Source organism: Bittarella massiliensis (ex Durand et al. 2017) (genome assembly GCF_017566145.1).
GTDB classification, from domain to species: Bacteria; Bacillota; Clostridia; order Oscillospirales; family Ruminococcaceae; genus Bittarella; species Bittarella massiliensis_A.
Map to the genome: position 1 here is coordinate 1 of NZ_JABFCL010000448.1, position 206 is coordinate 206.

The 206-nt window shown below is 39.8% G+C and carries 1 pseudogene; it reads right to left on the reverse strand.

Annotation, left to right across the window (positions count from 1 at the left end):
* Positions 1 to 206: pseudogene (locus HJY11_RS15000) on the reverse strand (NAD-dependent epimerase/dehydratase family protein); the annotation flags it as partial.

Here is a 206-nt window from a genome sequence, read left to right on the forward strand (position 1 = left end):
TGTTCATCGATATATTTCAGATATTCCATCTTTTTGACGTCCTGCGGATGCTTTCTGTACCACTCATAGGAACTCTTTAGTCCTTCTGTCAATGGAATCGGCGCATCCAGCAGTTCTTTCTGCCTCCTTACATCCAGTATATATTGATAATTGTAAAAGCTAAAATACTCTCTTGGATTCACTGACTCTGGAACGGAAACATAGTG